General features: G+C 38.9%; 10 protein-coding genes. 7 read left to right on the forward strand and 3 right to left on the reverse strand.

The features are described from left to right. Window positions 1–4 precede the first annotated feature (4 nt). A complete protein-coding gene (gene carB, locus HPSH112_RS04665; protein WP_001126543.1) occupies window positions 5–3,262 on the reverse strand; it encodes a carbamoyl-phosphate synthase large subunit in 3,258 nt (1,085 codons plus the stop codon). A 94-nt stretch (window positions 3,263–3,356) separates the two neighbouring features. Beyond that, window positions 3,357–4,049: a Bax inhibitor-1/YccA family protein gene (locus HPSH112_RS04670; RefSeq protein ID WP_001240275.1), complete on the reverse strand. Its 693-nt coding sequence runs from the start codon at window positions 4,047–4,049 to the stop codon at window positions 3,357–3,359. 143 nt (window positions 4,050–4,192) lie between these two features. On the opposite strand from HPSH112_RS04670, the gene gap reads away from it, so the two are divergent. The 3 genes from gap to hopJ all read left to right on the forward strand — a co-directional run bounded on the left by gap (window position 4,193) and on the right by hopJ (window position 13,595). Continuing rightward, window positions 4,193–5,188 carry a type I glyceraldehyde-3-phosphate dehydrogenase gene (gene gap, locus HPSH112_RS04675; protein WP_000688624.1) on the forward strand — a complete coding sequence of 332 codons (996 nt, stop codon included), beginning with the start codon at window positions 4,193–4,195 and terminating at the stop codon, window positions 5,186–5,188. 78 nt (window positions 5,189–5,266) lie between these two features. After that, window positions 5,267–12,445, forward strand: coding sequence for a vacuolating cytotoxin domain-containing protein (locus HPSH112_RS04685; RefSeq protein ID WP_014662258.1), 7,179 nt, complete (start codon window positions 5,267–5,269; stop codon window positions 12,443–12,445). Between the two features lie 52 nt (window positions 12,446–12,497). After that, a complete protein-coding gene (hopJ, locus tag HPSH112_RS04690) occupies window positions 12,498–13,595 on the forward strand; it encodes a Hop family outer membrane protein HopJ/HopK (RefSeq protein WP_001172978.1) in 1,098 nt (365 codons plus the stop codon). Window positions 13,596–13,652: 57 nt separating this feature from the next. Here hopJ and HPSH112_RS04695 read toward each other — a convergent pair whose 3' ends face one another. After that, the gene (locus HPSH112_RS04695; protein WP_001115888.1) at window positions 13,653–13,859 is read right to left on the reverse strand and encodes a 2-hydroxymuconate tautomerase family protein; all 207 of its coding nucleotides are present in this window, start codon (window positions 13,857–13,859) and stop codon (window positions 13,653–13,655) included. A 145-nt stretch (window positions 13,860–14,004) separates the two neighbouring features. Here HPSH112_RS04695 and recR point away from each other — a divergent pair, with 145 nt between their 5' ends. Genes recR through folE form a run of 4 tightly spaced genes read left to right on the forward strand, consistent with a single transcriptional unit; the run spans window position 14,005 to window position 17,190 of the window. After that, the gene (recR, locus tag HPSH112_RS04700; RefSeq protein WP_001099588.1) at window positions 14,005–14,586 is read left to right on the forward strand and encodes a recombination mediator RecR; all 582 of its coding nucleotides are present in this window, start codon (window positions 14,005–14,007) and stop codon (window positions 14,584–14,586) included. Continuing rightward, window positions 14,583–15,728: a tRNA pseudouridine(13) synthase TruD gene (gene truD / locus HPSH112_RS04705; RefSeq protein WP_001052413.1), complete on the forward strand. Its 1,146-nt coding sequence runs from the start codon at window positions 14,583–14,585 to the stop codon at window positions 15,726–15,728. The genes recR and truD overlap by 4 nt, the downstream gene beginning before the upstream one ends. After that, a complete protein-coding gene (htpX, locus tag HPSH112_RS04710; RefSeq protein WP_195727936.1) occupies window positions 15,697–16,647 on the forward strand; it encodes a zinc metalloprotease HtpX in 951 nt (316 codons plus the stop codon). The genes truD and htpX overlap by 32 nt, the downstream gene beginning before the upstream one ends. After that, window positions 16,648–17,190, forward strand: a complete 543-nt coding sequence (gene folE / locus HPSH112_RS04715) for a GTP cyclohydrolase I FolE (RefSeq protein WP_000426951.1) — start codon at window positions 16,648–16,650, stop codon at window positions 17,188–17,190. Window positions 17,191–17,197 lie beyond the last annotated feature (7 nt).

Below are 17,197 nucleotides of genomic sequence, written 5' to 3' on the forward strand. Positions count from 1 at the left end.
CAAACTACTTTAAATAATCTTGTAGGGCTAGCAACTCGTCTTCTTTAGAGCTTTCTTCTAACGCTAAAATCAAAACTTCTATCGCGCTTAAAGTCGTGAAATAACTCACATGGTTTTTAAGCACAGAAGCGCGAATGAGTTTGGCGTCATCTTGAGATTTGTGATCGCTGGTGTTGATAGCCATGCTGATTTCCCCATTCATCATTAAATCCATGACATTGGGGCGGCCTTCGGAGATTTTAAGCACTTTTAAAGACTCCACCCCGGCTTTTTCCAAAGCCTTATGCGTGCCTTCTGTAGCGCACAATTCAAAGCCTAACTGAACCAAGCGCTTCATTAAAACGCATGCTTCTTCTTTATCCTTATCCTTAATAGAAACAAAAATAAGCCCCTTGTTTTTAATGGGGTTAAAGCAAGCCGTTTGAGCCTTGAAAAAAGCCAACCCTAAAGATCTAGCAATCCCCATCACTTCGCCGGTGCTTTTCATTTCAGGCCCCAAAATCAAATCCGATCCATAAAGTTTATTAAAAGGGAAAACCGCTTCTTTTAAAGCCACAAAATGAGGCATTTTAGGCTTATAAACGCCTTTAGAATATCCCACGATATTTTTTTTATCATAGAACTTCAAGGCTTCTTTCAAATCTTTTAACACCATAACCCTAGTCGCTACTTTCGCTAAAGGAACGCCTAAAGCCTTGCTTAAAAAAGGCACGGTTCGGCTGGCTCTGGGATTGACTTCAATCAAATAGAGCGTGTTGTCATGCACAGCAAATTGGATATTCAATAGCCCTACTACGCCTAAATGCAGAGCGATTTTCGCGCTCACCCGCTCAATTTCATCTAAAATTTTAGGGCTTAAAGTGGAAGGGATAAAGCACGCCGAATCGCCTGAATGGATTCCGGCTTCTTCAATGTGCTGTAAAATGCCGGCAATATAGACCTCTTTTCTATCGCAAATAGCATCCACATCTAGTTCCACCGCTTTTTCTAAAAACTTATCAATGAGGAGCGGATTTTTAGGGCTAACCTCTAAAGCATGCGTAACGCTTTCTAAATAATGGCGCAATTCTTCAATATTTTCTAAAATTTGCATGTGTTGGCCGCCTAGCACATAACTAGGGCGCACGATAATAGGGAAACCAATCACATTAGCGATGCTATAGGCTTCATCAACACTCTTAGCCATGCCATTTTCAGGCTGCTTGATGTCAAGCTCTTTTAAAAAGAGGGAAAATTTTTCCCTGTCTTCTGCAACATCAATCACCTTAAAAGGCGTGCCAATAATGGGGGCTTGCATTTTAGCTAGATCTTTAGCGAGTTTTAAAGGGGTTTGTCCCCCAAAATGCACGATAATGCCATCCACTCGCTCCCTTTGAATGATGCTCTTCACGCACTCAAAATGAATGGGTTCAAAATAGAGCGTATCGCTTGTATCATAATCCGTGCTAACAGTTTCTGGATTGCAATTGAGCATGACGCTTTTGATGTTTAAATCTTTTAAAGCAAAGCTCGCATGCACGCAACAATAATCAAATTCAATGCCTTGACCGATGCGATTAGGCCCAGAGCCTATGATTAGGATTTTCTTTTCTTGTTTTTCTTGTTTGTTTTCAATAGGGGGAAAAGGGTTAGGGGCATAGGTGGAATACAAATAAGGCGTGAGCGATAAAAACTCCGCCGCGCAAGTATCCACCTCTTCAAAATGGGGTGCGATTTGCAAATTCATTCTGGCTAATTCCACTTCAAAAGGACTCACTTCTAAATTTTCATTTTCTTTGATTTTAGCGGCAATCCTAGCATCGCTAAAGCCTAAATTTTTAAGCCCTCTTAATTTTTTGGCGTCCGTTAAAACGCTAGAATTGATGCTTTCTTCTGCTTTGACTAGCTTTTGGATTTGAGATAAAAACCACCTGTCAATCTGGCATAATTCAAACACTTCATCAACACAAACGCCAAGCCTGAACGCATCAGCGATATAAAGCAAGCGCTTGAAATTCGGCCGGCGGATTTCCTTTTTTATCATTTCTAAATCTTTGCTTAACGATTCAAACCCTAGCCAATTGTTTTCCAAAGAGCATAACGCTTTTTGTAAGGCTTCTAAGAAATTCCCCCCTATCGCCATCACTTCGCCAATGCTTTTCATAGAAGTCCCTAAAGTGCTAGAAACACCGGCAAATTTTTCAAACGCAAAGCGAGGGATTTTCACCACGATATAATCTAAACTAGGCTCAAAACTCGCCGGGGTGTTGGTAATATCGTTTTGGATTTCATCTAAGCTAAAACCCACCGCAAGCATGGTAGCCACTTTTGCAATGGGAAACCCGGTCGCTTTTGAAGCTAATGCGGAGCTGCGGCTCACTCGCGGGTTCATTTCAATCACGACCATTCTTAAAGTCTCTGGGTGGATAGCAAACTGCACGTTGCTCCCGCCCGTATCCACGCCAATTTCTCTTAAAATCGCAAAGCTCGCATCGCGCATGCGTTGGTATTCTTTATCGGTTAAGGTTAAGCTTGGAGCGATGGTGAGGCTATCGCCGGTATGAACGCCCATGGGGTCAATATTTTCAATACAGCACACAATGATGCAATTATCCTTATTATCTCGTATGACTTCCATTTCATATTCTTTCCACCCCAATAAGGACTCTTCAATCAAAATTTCATTAATGGGCGAAGCGTCCAGGGCGTTTTTAGCCAATTCTTGAAACTCTTCAATATTGTAAGCGACCCCACTCCCCCCACCAGCCAGAGTGAAACTCGCTCTAATAATGGCTGGAAAGCCAATTTCATTAATGGCTTCTAGGGCTTCTAATTCGCTATAAGCGTAACGCCCTTTAGGCAAATCCATCCCGATTTTTAACATCGCTTCTTTGAAAGCCTGCCTGTCTTCGCCTTTTTTAATCGCTTCAATCTTAGCCCCTAAAAGCTCCACGCCTTCTAACATGCCCTTTTGGTGCATTTGCATGACCGCATTCAAAGCGGTTTGCCCGCCCATTGTGGGTAAAATAGCGTCAATCTTTTCTTTTTTGATGATAGCGGCGATATTTTCTGGGGTGATGGGTTGGATATAAGTTTGATGAGAAAATTCAGGGTCAGTCATCACGGTGGCCGGGTTAGAATTGATTAAGATCACTCTATAACCTAAAGATTTTAAGGTTTTACAACTTTGAGTCCCTGAGTAGTCAAACTCACAAGCTTGCCCGATCACAATAGGGCCTGAGCCTATCAGTAGAATGTTGGAAATATCGGTGCGTTTAGGCATAACTGATCCTTAAAGAAAGAATATCAAGCGTTATCAATATTTTAGAATATTTTTTATTAGGTTTTTGCGTGGCGTCCCCCCCTATTTTTTCAAACTATTTATCCCTGTCTGAAAAAATACCAATGATTTGCAAGATAGAAATAAAGACATTCAAAAAGTCTAAATACAAGCTCACCGCTGCATCAATGGGGCTATCATACATGCCTTTAACGATGTTTTGGGTGTCATAAGCGATATAAAGACTGAATAAAATCGCGCTCGCTCCCGCAATGACAACCTGGAACATGGGGCTACCCAAAAACAAGTTAATGAGCGAACACACCACCACCACAATCAAAGCGATAAAGAGCATTTTACCCATATTCGCTAAGTCGTTTTTAGTCTTAAGGGCATACACGCTCATCAAACCAAAAACAATAGTCGTCATGCCTAAAGCTTGCCAAATCGCTCCTAAACCAGCTTTTGCAATCACCATACCCAACAAAGGCACCAAAGTAACCCCTGATAATGAAGTGAAAGCAAACAGCATGAACAGATTCAACCCGGGTTTGGATTTAGAAAACATCAAACCAAAAAACGCCGCAATTTCAGCGATAAAAAACGCCCATTTATACTGCACTACGGCTTGAAAATTCATCAAACCTAATAACGCTCCGATAGTCGCTAGTAACAAACTGCCTGCAAAGAACTTGTAAGTCGTTTTAACAAAACCCACCAGCTCGCTTTCTTGCAATAAAGAATCCTCTGCATACGCATTACGAGAATTAGCTCTGTCATACAATGCCATGTTTTACTCCTTGAATTTCAACTCAATAAACAATTTAATTAACCCTACAGCTAGGTCTAATATAATAGCGCAAAATGTAGTAAAATACCAAACAAAACCCCCTAAAATTGAAATTGAAGTCTGAAAATAGGATAATAGTTACGATGAAAATTTTTATCAATGGATTTGGCCGCATTGGGAGATGCGTTTTAAGAGCGATTTTAGAGCGTAGCGATAACCCTCACTTAGAAGTGATAGGCATCAATGACCCTGCTAATTGGGAAATCCTCGCTTATCTTTTAGAGCATGACAGCGCGCATGGGCTGCTCAATAAAGAGGCGCGTTATTCTAATGGTAAGCTTATCATCGGCTCGTTAGAAATCCCTGTTTTTAATAGCATCAAAGACTTGAAAGGCGTGGATGTTATTATAGAGTGTTCAGGGAAGTTTTTAGAGCCTAAAACGCTAGAAAATTATCTTTTGCTTGGGGCTAAAAAGGTTCTGTTATCCGCTCCCTTTATGGGCGAATACGATGAAAAACAATACCCTACTTTGGTGTATGGGGTCAATCATTCTCTCTATCAAAACCAGGCCATTGTTTCTAACGCCTCTTGCACGACTAACGCTATCGCGCCCATTTGCGCGATTTTAGATAAAGCTTTTGGCATTAAAGAAGGCATGCTAACGACCATTCATAGCTACACGAGCGATCAAAAACTCATTGATTTGGCCCACCCTTTGGACAAACGGCGCTCAAGAGCGGCTGCAAGCAACATTATCCCTACCACCACTAAAGCCGCTCTGGCCTTGCATAAAGTTTTACCCAACCTCAAAAACAAAATGCATGGGCATAGCGTGAGGGTGCCTAGCCTTGATGTGTCCATGATAGATTTGAGTTTGTTTTTAGAAAAAAAGGCCTTCAAAGATCCCATCAATGATTTATTAATTAAAGCTTCCAAAGGGGTTTTAAAGGGCGTGTTAGAGATAGATTTAAAAGAAAGGGTGAGTTCTGATTTCATTTCTAACCCTAGCAGCGTCATAATCGCGCCTGATTTGACTTTCACGCTAGAGAATATGGTCAAAATCATGGGGTGGTATGATAATGAATGGGGGTATTCTCATCGTTTGGTGGATATGGCGCAATTTATGTATTATTATTAAGTCATTTTGCGAATCTTTTTGAGCTTGTTTAACATCAAGTTGTATAATGTGGGATTTATAAAAACGATCGGAGTTTAAATGGCGTTTAAAAAGGCTGGATTGATTTCTAAGTTTATTTCAAAGGGATCTTTCAAATTAAATAAGATCTCAAAGAAAATTTTCAAATTGAATCAAATCTTGAAGCGTGAAAAGCCCTTAAAACGCCATAAAAAAACAAAATCCGTTAAAAAGCCTTTTAATAAAAACAAATCTTTTTTAAAAGCTTCGGTTTTATTGATAGGAGCGTTGGGGGGATTATCCCACCTAAGGGCTAGCGAGTGCCGTTATTGGTCATGGTCGTCTTGGAGTTATCATGACAATATTGAAAGCGGTTCTAATTCCCCCACGCACAACTCTTATTGCCTTTTTAGCAGCACTCAAGGCTCTGGGACTTACTATTTAAACACCCTTACCACTTATAGCCCTGGTGGGGCTAGTTTCACGCAAAAATTCAATAATGGCACGCTTAATGTGGGAGGGAATATCCGCTTTGGAGGCACGGGTGTTAATGGGGGTGATGTAGGGTATATCACAGGTGCTTATGACGCTCAAACGATTAATTTTAATTCTAGCCGTATCACAACCGGCAACTCATTTTCTACTGGCGGTGGGGCCACTCTCAATTTTAATGCAACTAACCATATCACTATCAATCAAGCCAGCTTTGATAATAGCGATGCAGGAACACAGCACTCTTACATGAATTTCAGTGGTTCTAACATCAATGTGAGCGGCTCTAGTTTTACAGATGACACCAATGGGGGCTTTAGTTTCAGTGGGAATGGGACTAACAGCAATCTCTCCTTTAACAAAACAAACTTCAATCAAGGGACTTATAACTTTAGTAACAGCGCTAACTTAAGCTTCAACAACAGCACTTTCAATCAAGGGACTTACAACTTTAATAGCCTTCAATCCACTTTTAATAACAGCAATTTCAATCAAGGGACTTATCATTTTACCGACAACGCCAGCTTCAATAACGACACCTTCAATCAAGGGACTTATAGCTTTAATACAAGCAAGGTGAGTTTTTCAGGCGCTAACACTTTAAACTCAAGTTCGCCTTTTGCTAGCCTTAAAGGCAGTGTGTCTTTTGGTTCTGGTGCGATTTTTAACCTCAATCAAACCCTTAATGCCAATCAAACCTATGACATTCTCACCACAAACGCAACCATCCAATATGGGGTTTATCAAAGTTATTTGTGGGATTTGATCAACTATAAGGGCGATAAAGCTATAAGCCATGTTGAAGTGGGCAGTAACACTTATGATGTAACCTTTGACATTAACGGGCAAGATGAAACCTTACAAGAAACCTTTAACAATCAGTCCATTACCACCCAATTTTTAGGGGATGATTTACAAGCCAAAGCCCAAGCAACCTACCAACAAGACTTGAGTGGCTCCCAAACCGCTTTAAAGAACGCTACTAGTGATAATAAGATCGCAAGCAGTGATACAAGCTACACCAACAATCAAAACACCACTATTAAAAAAGACGCTCAGAATTTAGAAAACACTAGCCAACAAATCGCTCAAGACAAACAAACATTACAAGGAGATTTAGACAAGCTCCAACAATTAGCCAACGCCACAACAGGCTTTAACGAACAAGCTTTCAATCAAGCCCAAAGCAAAGAGCAACAAGATTTACAAACCTTACAAAACGAAGAAAAGACTTTTAATAGCGAGCAAGAGAGTTTGGATAAAGCGATAGCTAACGCTAAGCCTGCAAGCCCTACACCAAGCCCTACACCCACAAAACACACAGCGCAAAACACTCCTCCTAATAAAGTTTCACCCCCTACTCAAAATTTACCCACAACGAATGTGTGGAATGGGGTTTATTGGCTTCAAAATCAAACTTACTCAAAACAAGGCGTTTATTATATTGATCCCAATCTTTCAGGACAGAGCGGTCAAAGCGGCAACACGCTCAGCACTTATACAGCCAATTTGTTAGGAAGAAGTTTTGGCGTGAATATCCAAAATGGCGCTTTGATCATAGGGAATAACACAGAGAGCGTGAATGATAATGGGTTGATTTGGATAGGGCATGGAGGCTTTGGCTATATCATTGGAACTTTTAATGCGGCTAACATCTACTTGACCAATAATTTTAAAACCGGTGAAGGCGTTTCAGGCTCTGATGGTGGGGGAGCGAACATTACCTTTAAAGCAAGCGATAATATCACTATGGATGGCTTGAATTATAATGACGCTGAAACCGTTACTAAAATGATTCAAACGGGGGCTAGTCAGCATTCCTATGCCACTTTTGACGCTACAAACAATATCAGCGTAACTAATTCCAGCTTTAGCGATATGACTTGGGGGAAATTCAGTTTTAGTGCTAAGAATATTTCGTTTTCTAACGCTTCGTTTAGCGGCTTTACAAACCCTGGAGGATCAAGCGTGATCAGCGCTAATGCCACCAATTCTTTAAGCTTTAACAATTCTCGTTTGAATGGGGGAGCGGTTTATAATTTGCAGGCTAATAGCCTTATTTTCAACAACACGCAAGCGGTTTTTAATGTCTTGTATTCTAGGGGGACAAGCAATTTTAACGCTACCACACAGCTTTTAGGCAACACGAGTTTTACGCTCAGCTCTCAAAGTTTGCTGAACTTTAATGGCGATACAACCTTGCAAAACAACGCCAATATCACGCTTGGCAATAAAAGTCAAGCCACTTTTAAAAATTCTTTAACGCTTGATAATGATTCTAATTTAAGCTTAGACAATCAAAGCGTCTTGAATGCCAATGGTGCAAGCGCTTTTAACAATCAAGCGAGTCTCAATATTTATAACGGGAGTCAAGCAACCTTTAATAGCCTCTTTTTTAATGGTGGGATACTCAGTCTTAACGCTAACAGCAAACTCAACGCTTCTAGTGGTAGTTTTTCAAACAACACCACTATCAATTTAGACGATAGCGTTTTATCGGCTAATAACACAAGCTCTTTAAACGCTAATATCAATTTTCAAGGCGCAAGCCAGGCTGATTTTGGAGGCAACACGACTATTGATACAGCAAGCTTTAATTTTGACAGTGCAAGCTCATTGAGTTTTAATAACCTTACGGCTAATGGGGCGTTAAATTTTAATGGTTATGCGCCCTCTTTGACTAAGGCTTTAATGAGCGTTAGCGGGCAGTTTGTTTTAGGGAATAATGGGGATATTAATTTATCTGACATCAATATTTTTGACAACATTACAAAATCTGTAACCTACAACATCCTAAACGCTCAAAAAGGCATTACTGGCATTAGTGGGGCTAATGGCTATGAAAAAATCCTTTTTTATGGCATGAAAATCCAAAACGCTACCTATAGCGACAATAATAACATTCAAACTTGGTCGTTTATAAACCCTCTCAATTCTTCTCAAATCATTCAAGAGAGCATTAAAAATGGGGATTTAACCATAGAAGTTTTAAATAACCCTAACTCGGCTTCTAACACTATTTTTAATATCGCTCCTGAGCTTTATAATTACCAAGCTTCTAAGCAAAATCCTACCGGTTATAGCTATGATTATAGCGATAACCAAACAGGCACTTATTACTTGACAAGCAATATTAAAGGTCTTTTCACCCCTAAAGGCTCTCAAACGCCTCAAACCCCAGGCACTTATAGCCCGTTTAACCAGCCTTTGAATAGTTTGAATATCTATAATAAGGGTTTTTCTAGTGGGAATTTAAAAACGCTTTTAGGGATCCTTTCTCAAAATTCCGCTACCTTAAAAGAAATGATTGAATCCAATCAATTAGACAATATCACTAACATCAATGAAGTGTTGCAACTCTTAGATGAGATTAAGATCACCCCAGTGCAAAAGCAAGCGCTCCTAGAAACCATCAACCATTTGACTGACAACATCAATCAAACCTTTAATAATGGGAATCTCGTTATAGGCGCTACTCAAGATAATGTTACAAACTCTACTAGCTCTATATGGTTTGGGGGCAATGGTTATAGCAGTCCTTGCGCGCTAGATAGCGCCACTTGTTCTTCTTTTAGAAACACTTACTTGGGGCAATTATTAGGCTCAACTTCCCCCTATTTAGGCTACATCAACGCTGATTTTAAAGCTAAAAGCATTTATATCACTGGAACGCTTGGAAGCGCTAACGCCTTTGAAAGCGGAGGGAGTGCGGATGTAACCTTTCAAAGCGCTAATAACTTAGTGTTGGATAAAGCTAACATAGAAGCTCAAGCCACAGACAATATCTTTAATCTTTTAGGTCAAGAAGGGATTGATAAAATCTTTAATCAAGGGAATTTAGCGAATGTTCTCAGTCAAGTGGCTATGGAAAAAATCAAGCAAGCCGGCGGTTTAGGGAACTTTGTAGAAAACGCTCTAAGCCCTTTGAGTAAGGAATTGCCCACTAGCTTGCAAAATGAAACCTTAGGCCAACTTATAGGTCAAAATAATTTAGATAATTTATTGAATAATAGTGGAGTCATGAATGCAATCCAAAATATTATCAGTAAAAAACTAAGCATTTTTGGTAATTTTGTTACCCCATCAATCATAGAAAACTACCTTGCTAAGCAGTCTTTAAAAAGCATGCTAGACGATAAAGGGTTTTTGAATTTTATCGGTGGGTATATAGACGCTTCTGAATTAAGCTCTATTTTAAGCGTGATTTTAAAAGACATTACTAATCCTCCTACAAGCCTGCAAAAAGACATTGGTGTGGTGGCGAACGACTTGTTGAACGAGTTTTTAGGACAAGATGTCGTTAAAAAGCTAGAAAGTCAAGGTTTAGTGAGCAATATCATTAATAATATTATTTCTCAAGGCGGGTTAAGCGGCGTTTATAATCAAGGTTTGGGGAGCGTGTTGCCGCTCTCTTTACAAAATGCACTCAAAGAAAACGATTTAGGCGCTCTTTTATCGCCTAGAGGCTTGCATGATTTTTGGCAAAAAGGGTATTTTAACTTTTTAAGCAATGGCTATGTTTTTGTCAATAATAGCTCTTTTAGCAACGCTACAGGGGGCAGTTTGAATTTTGTTGCTAACAAGTCTATTATTTTTAATGGCGATAATACGATTGATTTTAGCAAGTATCAAGGCGCATTGATTTTTGCTTCTAATGGCGTTTCTAATATCAATATCACAACCCTAAACGCCACTAATGGCTTAAGCCTTAATGCGGGTTTGAATAATGTGAGCGTTCAAAAAGGGGAAATTTGTGTTAATTTAGCCAATTGCCCCACAACAAAAAACAGCTCTTCTACAAACTCTAGCGTAACCCCCACTAACGAATCTTTAAGCGTGCGCGCTAACAACTTCACTTTCTTAGGCACAATCGCTTCTAATGGAGCTATTGATTTGTCTCAAGTAAAAAATAATAGCGTTATAGGCACGCTCAATCTTAATGAAAATGCGACCTTGCAAGCCAATAATTTAACGATCGCTAACGCTTTTAACAACGCCTCTAACTCTACAGCTAACATTAATGGTGATTTCACCTTAAACCAACAAGCGACTTTAAGCACTAACGCTAGTGGTTTGAATGTCATGGGGAATTTTAATAGTTATGGCGATTTGGTGTTTAATCTCAGCCATTCAGTTAGCCATGCTATTATCAACGCTCAAGGCGCAGCGACGATTATGGCTAATAACAATAACCCTTTAATCCAATTCAACACTTCTTCAAAAGAAACAGGCACTTACACGCTCATTGATAGCGCTAAGGCCATTTATTACGGGTATAACGACCAAATCACAGGAGGCAGCAGTTTAGATAATTACCTTAAGCTTTACACGCTCATTGACATTAATGGCAAGCGCATGGTGATGACTGACAACGGCTTAACTTATAACGGGCAAGCCGTGAGTATTAAAGATGGCGGTTTAATTGTAGGCTTTAAAGATTCTCAAAATCAATACATTTACACTTCTATTCTCTATAATAAAGTGAAAATCGCTGTTTCTAATGATCCTATCAATAACCTACAAGCCCCCACTTTAAAACAATATATCGCTCAAATTCAGGGCGTTCAAAGCGTGGATAGCATTGATCAAGCTGGAGGCACTCAAGCGATTAATTGGCTCAATAAAATCTTTGAAACTAAGGGAAGTCCTTTATTCGCTCCCTATTATTTAGAAAGCCATTCCACAAAAGATTTAACCACGATCGCTGGAGACATTGCTAACACTTTAGAAGTCATCGCTAACCCTGATTTTAAAAATGACGCCACTAATATTTTACAGATCAACACCTACACGCAGCAAATGAGCCGTTTAGCCAAGCTCTCTGACACTTCAACCTTTGCTAGCGCTGATTTCCATGAGCGTTTAGAAGCCCTTAAAAACAAGCGATTCGCTGATGCGATCCCTAACGCTATGGATGTGATTTTAAAATACTCTCAAAGAAACAGAGTTAAAAATAATGTGTGGGCGACAGGAGTTGGAGGGGCTAGTTTTATTAATGGAGGCACTGGGACTTTATATGGTATCAATATAGGGTATGACAGGTTTATTAAGGGCGTGATTGTGGGGGGTTATGCCGCTTATGGGTATAGCGGGTTTCATGCAAACATCACCCAATCAGGCTCTAGCAATGTCAATATGGGTGTTTATAGCCGAGCGTTTATCAAAAGAAGCGAATTAACGATGAGCTTGAATGAGACTTGGGGATACAATAAGACTTTCATCAACTCTTATGACTCCCTACTCTCAATCATCAATCAGTCTTACAAATACGACACTTGGACGACTGACGCTAAAATCAATTACGGCTATGATTTCATGTTTAAAGATAAAAGCGTTATTTTTAAACCTCAAATAGGCTTAGCCTATTATTACATTGGTTTGTCTGGTTTAAGGGGCATTATGGATGATCCTATTTACAACCAATTCAGAGCCAATGCTGACCCTAATAAAAAATCCGTTCTAACGATTAATTTTGCCCTAGAAAGTCGGCATTATTTCAATAAAAACTCTTATTATTTTGTGATTGCGGATGTGGGCAGAGATTTATTTATCAATTCTATGGGGGATAAAATGGTGCGTTTCATCGGTAATAACACCCTAAGCTATAGAGATGGCGGCAGATACAACACTTTTGCTAGCATTATCACAGGCGGGGAGATAAGGCTATTCAAAACCTTTTATGTGAATGCCGGCATAGGGGCTAGGTTTGGGCTTGATTATAAAGATATTGATATTACCGGAAATATTGGTATGCGCTATGCTTTTTAATGGTATCATCAAACCCATTTTTAACAAGCCCAATTCATAGCAGGATCAACCCATGCAAAAAACCTTATTTTCTTTACCTTTGCCTTTTTCTTTATTTTTATCTTTTTGTATCGCTGAAGAAAATGGGGCGTATGCGAGCGTGGGGTTTGAATATTCTATTAGTCATGCCATCCAACACAATAACCCTTTTTTGAATCAAGAACGCATCCAAATCATTTCTAACGCTCAAAATAAGATTGATAAACTCAATCAAGTCAAAAATGAAATCACAAGCATGCCTAAAACCTTTGCATATATCAACAACGCTTTGAAAAACAATTCTCAATTAACCCCTACTGAAATCCAAGCTGAGAAATACTACCTCCAATCCAGCTTTGAAAATATTGAAAAAATCGTGATGCTTAGCGGTGGCGCTGCATCTAACCCACAACTAGTTCAAGCGTTAGAAAAAATCCAAGAACCCACCACTAACGAATTTGAAGAAAACTTAAAAAATTTAGAATCGCAATTCGCTCAATCCCAAAACCGCATGCTTTCTTCTTTGTCTTCTCAAATCGCTGCAATTTCAAATTCCCTAAACGCGCTTGATCCTAATTCTTATTCTAAAAACATTTCAAGCATGTATGGGGTAGCTTTGAATGTGGGTTATAAGCATTTCTTTACCAAGAAAAAAAATCAAGGGTTTCGCTATTACTTGTTCTATGACTATGGTTACACTAATTTTGGTTTTGTGGGTAATGGCTTTGATGGTTTGGGCAAAATGAATAACCACCTCTATGGGCTTGGAATAGACTATCTGTATAATTTCATTGATAATGCACAAAAACATTCTAGCGTGGGTTTTTATGCAGGCTTTGCTTTAGCGGGGAGTTCGTGGGTAGGGAGTGGTTTGAGCATGTGGGTGAGTGAAACGGATTTTATCAACAATTACTTGATTAATTATCAAGCTAAAATGCACACGAGTTTTTTCCAAATCCCTTTGAATTTTGGGGTTCGTGTGAATATGGACAGGCATAACGGCTTTGAAATGGGCTTAAAAATCCCTTTAGCGATCAATTCCTTTTATGAAACGCATGGCAAAGGGTTAAATACCTCTCTCTTTTTCAAACGCCTTGTGGTGTTTAATGTGAGTTATGTTTATAGTTTTTAGGGGGTTAGGGGAATAAGCACCCCTTAAATGTTATCGCAACCTTTGAATTTTAAAGATTTAGTTTTTTTGTCTCAAATGATGGACGCTCTCGCCCCCAAGACCATAATTATTAGAATCCACCTCATCTATAATGACCACAACAGAAGCCTTATTTTTGTTTAACACCTTAACCATCAAATCTGAAACCCCTTCAATCAATTGCTGTTTTTGCTCGTTTGTTGGCCCTCCATTTTCTGGCACAAGTTTGATATTGATAAACGGCATAGTATTCCTTTAATTTGAGATGACGCATCATAGCGCTTTTATTTAAACGCTTTATTAGCGCCTTTCATATTAAACCCTCTTTTAAAAAACCATAAAAGCCCTTTTAATGGCTTTCAAGTCAAGTTAAGTTTGATATACTAACAAAATGAATACTTATAAAAACAGCTTGAATCACTTTTTAAATTTAGTGGATTGTTTAGAAAAAATCCCCAATGTGGGTAAAAAATCCGCTTTTAAAATGGCGTATCATTTGGGTTTAGAAAACCCCTATCTGGCGCTGAAAATCACGCACGCTTTAGAGAACGCCCTAGAAAACCTTAAAAGATGTGCATCTTGTAACGCGCTCAGTGAGAGTGAAATTTGTGAGATTTGCTCTGATGAGAGCCGGCAAAATTCTCAACTTTGCATGGTTTTACACCCAAGAGATGTGTTTATTTTAGAAGATTTAAAGGATTTTTTAGGGCGCTATTATGTGTTAAATTCTATAGAAGAAGTGGATTTTAACGCCCTAGAAAAACGCCTGATTGAAGAAAACATTAAAGAAATCATTTTTGCTTTCCCTCCCACTTTGGCTAATGATTCTTTAATGCTTTATATTGAAGATAAATTGCAACATTTCCACCTCACTTTCACTAAAATCGCTCAAGGCGTGCCTACTGGAGTGAATTTTGAAAACATTGACTCAGTTTCGCTCTCAAGGGCGTTTAATTCAAGGATCAAAGCATGAATTTAAATTTTATGCCCCTATTGCATGCTTATAACCATGCGAGCATTGATTTTCATTTCAATTCTAGCGCTAGGGATTTTTGCGTGCATGAAGTGCCTTTGTATGAATTCAGTAACACAGGCGAACATGCCGTTATTCAAGTGAGAAAAAGCGGTTTAAGCACTTTAGAAATGCTTCAAATTTTTTCTCAAATTTTAGGGGTAAGAATCGCCGAATTGGGTTATGCGGGCTTGAAAGATAAAAATGCGCTGACGACTCAATTCATCTCACTCCCTAAAAAATACGCCCCTTTATTAGAAAAAAATACGAGCAACTTTCAAGAAAAAAACCTTAAAATTCTGTCTTTGAATTACCACCATAATAAAATCAAATTGGGGCATTTGAAAGGGAATCGCTTTTTTATGCGTTTTAAAAAAATGACCCCCCTAAACGCTCAAAAGACTGAACAGGTTTTAGAACAAATCGCGCAGTTTGGCATGCCTAATTATTTTGGCCCGCAACGCTTTGGGAAGTTCAATGACAACCACCAAGAAGGTTTAAAAATCTTGCAAAATCAAACGAAATTCGCCCATCAAAAATTAAACGCTTTTTTAATTTCAAGCTATCAAAGTTATTTGTTTAACGCGCTTTTAAGCAAACGACTAGAAATCAGTAAAATCATTAGCGCTTTTAGTGTCAAAGAAAATTTAGAATTTTTCAAACAAAAAAATTTAAATATCAATCCAAACACCCTAAAAGCCCTTAAAAACCAAGCCCACCCCTTTAAAATCTTAGAAGGCGATGTGATGTGCCATTACCCTTATGGGAAGTTTTTTGACGCTTTAGAATTAGAAAAAGAGAGCGAAAGGTTTTTGAAAAAAGAAGTTGCGCCTACGGGGTTATTAGACGGCAAAAAAGCTCTTTATGCAAAAAATTTGAGTTTAGAAATTGAAAAAGAATTCCAGAATAACCTTTTAAATAGCCATGCTAAAACGCTAGGCTCTAGGCGGTTTTTTTGGGTGTTTGCAGAAAATGTAACTTCTCAATATGTGAAAGAAAAAGCGCAATTTGAATTGGGATTTTACTTGCCTAAAGGGAGTTATGCGAGCGCGTTGCTCAAAGAAATCAAGCATGAGAAAGGAGAAAATAATGACGAATTTTGAAAAGATTATCGTGCAAAACAGGCTCAAAACGAACGCAGTTTTAGCGACTTATTGCGTGATTTTTGCTTTTATTGGGTTGTTGGTGGATGTCATTAGAATTAATGCTAACGATTTAGGAACAGCTCTTTTTAAACTCATGACTTTTCAAATTTTTCCTACGATCACCATGGTCATGTTTTTAGTGGCTTTTGTCATTATTGTTGTTTGTATCCAAAATTTTAGCTCTATCATGTTAAGCGGTGATGAATACAAGCTTATTGACAAAAGCAAGGTTTTAAGCTCTAAAGAAAACCAAATCCATCGCCTTTTGTTAGAGCTTTTAGAAGAGACTAAGCTTCATTTTGAGCCTAAGCTTTATATCATTAAAGCCCCTTACATGAACGCTTTTGCGAGCGGGTGGAATGAATCTAACTCCCTTATCGCTCTTACAAGCGCTTTAATAGAGAGGTTGGATAGAGATGAACTAAAAGCCGTGATCGCTCATGAGCTCAGCCACATCAGGCACAATGACATTCGCTTGACCATGTGTGTGGGGATTTTAAGCAATATCATGCTGTTGGTGGCTAATTTTAGCGTGTATTTTTTCATGGGGAATCGCAAGAATAGCGGGGCGAATTTAGCCCGAATGATTTTATTAGTTTTACAGATCATTTTGCCTTTTTTAACGCTCCTTTTGCAAATGTATTTGAGTCGCACACGAGAATACATGGCTGATAGCGGGGCGGCGTTTTTAATGCATGACAATAAGCCCATGATTAGAGCCTTACAAAAAATTTCTAACGATTATGCGAACAACGATTACAAGGGTGTAGATCAGAACTCCACTCGATCGGCGGCTTATCTTTTTAGCGCTGAAATGTTTAGCACCCACCCTAGCATTAAAAATCGTATCCAATCTTTATCAAGGCGCGTCATTTAAATGGAAAATTTTTTCAACCAGTTTTTTGAAAATATCGGCGAAGATAAAAACAGAGAGGGCTTGAAAGAGACGCCTAAAAGGGTTCAAGAATTATGGAAATTCTTGTATAAAGGCTATAAAGAAGATCCTAAAGTGGCTTTAAAAAGCGCGTATTTTCAGGGTGTTTGCGATGAAATGATAGTGGCTCAAAACATTGAATTTTACTCCACTTGCGAACACCACTTGCTCCCTTTTTTGGGGAATATCAGTTTAGGATACATTCCTAAAGAAAAGATTGTAGGCATTAGCGCGATCGCTAAACTCATTGAAATTTATAGCAGACGCTTGCAAATCCAAGAAAGGCTGACCACTCAAATTGCCGAAACCTTTGATGAAATCATAGAGCCAAGGGGCGTGATTGTGGTTTGTGAAGCCAAGCATTTGTGCATGAGCATGCAAGGGGTGCAAAAGCAAAATGCGATCATTAAAACAAGCGTTCTAAAAGGCCTCTTTAAAAAAGACCCTAAAACCAGAGCTGAATTTATGCAACTCTTAAAATCTTAGGTTATAA

It is taken from the genome of Helicobacter pylori Shi112, assembly GCF_000277405.1.
GTDB classification, from domain to species: domain Bacteria; phylum Campylobacterota; class Campylobacteria; order Campylobacterales; family Helicobacteraceae; genus Helicobacter; species Helicobacter pylori_C.